Below are 3,394 nucleotides of genomic sequence, written 5' to 3'. Positions count from 1 at the left end.
TATTTTGTTCGACTTGTCTCACAAAATCCTCAGCGGAGGGTTATATTTATCTTATCTATATCATGTTTGAGAACAGGGAAATTATGATCCGTTTATCCTCGCTTGCCCTTGTGCTTACTGCCATGACCTGGAGCGCACAGGCGGTAACCTATTCGCTTCCGCCTGTGGGGAGCCGCCTGGTCGGTGCGCCGCTAACGGTGACCATTCCTGAAAGGAATACCCAGCCGCTGGAGTTTTATGCTGCGCAGTATGGGCAAGGGTTCACTAATATGCTGGAAGCCAATCCAGGTGTCGATCCGTTCCTGCCAAAATCCGGTACCCCGTTGACCATTCCGCAGCAATTGATTCTGCCGGACACCGTACGTCAGGGCATCGTGATAAACGTCGCTGAAATGCGGCTTTACTACTACCCGGCAGAGGGGAGCACGGTGGAAATTTTGCCTATTGGTATCGGCCAGGCAGGGCGTGAAACGCCACGTAACTGGGTAACGAGGGTGGAGCGTAAGCAGGAAGCACCTGCCTGGACTCCGACGGCGAATACCCGACGCGAGTATGCGAAAGAGGGTAAAACCCTGCCAGCATTCGTGCCGCCGGGTGAGGATAACCCGATGGGACTGTACGCGATTTACATCGGCAAGCTGTACGCTATCCACGGCACTAACGCCAACTTTGGTATTGGCCTGCGTGTCAGCCAGGGCTGCATCCGCCTGCGCAAAGACGACATAAAATACCTGTTCGATAACGTGCCGGTGGGGACGCGCGTGCAGTTGATTGACCAGCCAGTAAAAGTAAGCGTCGAGCCTGACGGTAGGCGTTGGCTGGAAGTGCATGAGCCATTGTCCCGCAACCGTGCGGAGTTTGAATCTGACAGAAAAGTCCCGTTGCCGATGACCCCGGCACTGCAAAATCTGACACAAAGTTCTGACGTGGATGCAGCCAGGGTGAGTGCAGCATTAACCCGCCGTTCCGGGATGCCGGTGCCGATTAGCGTTGAATCCGGAAATACAGGGCGGTTATGAAGTCGTGGAACGCAGGACGGAGCGGGAATTCGGGATTGCGATAAGAGAAAGCAAGAAGCCCGCTTAGTTTCCTAAGCGGGCTTCTTTAATTTGGCTCCTCTGACTGGACTCGAACCAGTGACATACGGATTAACAGTCCGCCGTTCTACCGACTGAACTACAGAGGAATCGGTTAACGGGGCGCATAGTATCGAGCGGTCGCAGGGTTGTCAAAGGCTGTTTAGATGAAACTTGACTGACTGCTGGTTTAATCAGCAAAAAGGAGAAAAGAGCCGCAACGAGCGGCTCTTTGAAGAGTGTAAACCCAAATAATTAGAGTTGCATCGCGGCAGCAAGCGAGCAAGCGAGCAAGTGCCTGGGAGCTTAGTTAACTAAGCTCCCAGGGAGAGTGAGCGCAGCCAACAAAGATGCAGCTTAATAATGAAGGGTCTTATGCGCGTTGGGCTCTGACCGGAGCGGTAGCTTCAAGCAGCCACGGGCGAGCATCGCTTGAGACAAGTGGCGACAATGTTTCGCGCACTTGCTGGTGATATTCATCAAGCCAGGCAATTTCCTGTTCGCTTAGCAGGGGTAAATCGACCGCGCTTACATCGATCGGGATAAGCGTTAGCGAGGCGAATTTACAGAAACCAGGCCGTGAAGCGACCACTTCAACCTGGTTCTCAATGCGAATGCCGTGGCTTCCTGCGAGGTAATACCCAGGTTCGATGGTCAGAACATTGCCGGGTAACATCGGCCATGGATTCACTTTCTTCGCTAAACGATGCGGGTTTTCATGTATGAGCAAGCAGTGGCCGACACCGTGCCCGGTGCCATGGTCATAATCCAGACCCAGTTCCCATAATGGACGACGAGCAAACGCATCGAGCTGATGCCCTTGCGTGCCTTGCGGGAATTGCAGTGAAATCAGCGACAAGAACCCTTTTAACACTGCGGTGTAATGCAGGCGACGTTGTCCGTCGAGTTGCCCAAAGTTCAATGTCCGCGTGGCATCGGTGGTGCCGTTGTAATACTGGCCGCCGGAATCATTCAGATAAAACTCTTTACTGGTGATCGCAAAGTTGGTTTCCGGTGCGCTGTGGTAGTGGCACATTGCCGCATTACTTGCCGCAGCGGATATCGTGCCAAAACTTTGTTCCCAGAAGTTTTCACATTGCTGACGGAAAGCGAGTTGCTTTTCCTGGGCTTCGAGTTCTGTAATTGGGTTGCCCGCCGCTTCACGCAAGGGGACTTCATGGTTCAGCCAGGCGAGGAAATTCACCCATGCTGCACCATCTTCCACGTGGCTTGAACGATAACCTTGCAGCTCAGTGTTGTTTTTATTCGCCTTCAGCAGCGTAACAGGATCAGCTAACCATTCGATTTCCCCGCCACCCTGTTCAACGGCAAAGCGCACCGCAACCGGGGTATTGTCGCCATCCAGCAAGAAACGTTTTCCCGCTGCAAGCTGTTCACAACGCGCCAGAAACGCATCAGGGCTGTGGATCGTAAGCGAGTCCAGCAATGTGCCATCTAGCTGTTGCAGTTTGGCTTCATCGACAAACCATTCCACGCCACCGTCGTTGTTAATCAAGGCGAAGGAGAGTGGCACTGGGCTCATGGGGATATCTGAACCGCGAACATTCAGTAGCCAGGCAATGTTGTCAGGCAAGGTGAGGGCGAGATAGTCCACACCTTCACACGTCAGGGCTTGGGCCACGCGCGTGCATTTGGACGCGGTTGTTTCACCGCTAATCTCATCTGGCATTGGGTGAATCACACCTCGCGGTGCCGCCGGGCGATGGGGCCAAATTGCGTTGATGGGATCATCGTTGACGGCAACCAGGTCACACCCGCTGGTGCGCAGTTGTTCATACTGGCTGTTAACCATCAGCATCGGTTCAAACGCGATGCGTTTACCCGCAGGAAGGTTCTCGCGCATCCAGAGGTGGATGGGTTCGTCGTGCAGGTGATGAATTTCAAAATCGTTGAGGTTGACTTGCTGATGTGCCTGAACCTGGTAGCGCCCGTCTACAAACAGTAACGCACGGTCGGGTAAAATCAGAGCCAGCCCTGCTGAACCATCAAATCCACTGATAAATTCAAGCTTGGTGTCATTTGGGGCACAGTATTCACTTTGGTGTGCATCGGCTCGAGGAATAAGCATGCCATCAATTTCGCGCTCTTTAAGCTGGCGGCGTAGCGACGCCAGCGGTGATGTGTGTTGCATTGTTATTCTCTTATCGGAAAGGTGGTTCGTTAAAAGTCCGTAGTTTGCGCGAATGCAGGCGTTCGCCTTCAGCTCGTAGTAGGTCAATGGCGCAGATGCCGATTTGCAAATGTTCTGAAATCGCCCCTTCATAGAATCGGTTGGCCTGACCGGGCAGTTTTATCTC

At 53.2% G+C, this 3,394-nt stretch carries 2 protein-coding genes, 1 tRNA gene and 1 pseudogene; 1 reads left to right on the top strand and 3 read right to left on the bottom strand.

The features are described 5' to 3' along the window. Nucleotides 1–83 precede the first annotated feature (83 nt). Complete coding sequence (gene ldtA / locus VJY99_RS11065; protein WP_324118387.1) at nucleotides 84–1,019, top strand: L,D-transpeptidase; 936 nt, start codon at nucleotides 84–86, stop codon at nucleotides 1,017–1,019. 91 nt (nucleotides 1,020–1,110) lie between these two features. On the opposite strand, the gene VJY99_RS11060 is transcribed toward ldtA, so the two are convergent. The 3 genes and pseudogenes from VJY99_RS11060 to VJY99_RS11050 form a co-directional block, all read right to left on the bottom strand. Continuing rightward, a tRNA-Asn gene (locus VJY99_RS11060) sits at nucleotides 1,111–1,186 on the bottom strand. A 263-nt stretch (nucleotides 1,187–1,449) separates the two neighbouring features. Continuing rightward, nucleotides 1,450–3,228, bottom strand: coding sequence for an aminopeptidase P family protein (locus tag VJY99_RS11055; protein WP_324118385.1), 1,779 nt, complete (start codon nucleotides 3,226–3,228; stop codon nucleotides 1,450–1,452). Between the two features lie 10 nt (nucleotides 3,229–3,238). Next, a pseudogene (locus VJY99_RS11050) lies at nucleotides 3,239–3,394 on the bottom strand (AMP nucleosidase); the annotation flags it as partial.

This window comes from Buttiauxella sp. (genome assembly GCF_035271705.1).
Taxonomy (GTDB): Bacteria; Pseudomonadota; Gammaproteobacteria; order Enterobacterales; family Enterobacteriaceae; genus Buttiauxella.
This window is presented reverse-complemented; position numbering and strand designations above follow the sequence as displayed.

Coding starts and splice junctions, on each gene's coding strand:
- ldtA (WP_324118387.1), top strand. CDS start 84: ATGATCCGTTTATCCTCGCTTGCCCTTGTGCTTACTGCCATGACCTGG.
- VJY99_RS11055 (WP_324118385.1), bottom strand. CDS start 3,228: ATGCAACACACATCACCGCTGGCGTCGCTACGCCGCCAGCTTAAAGAG.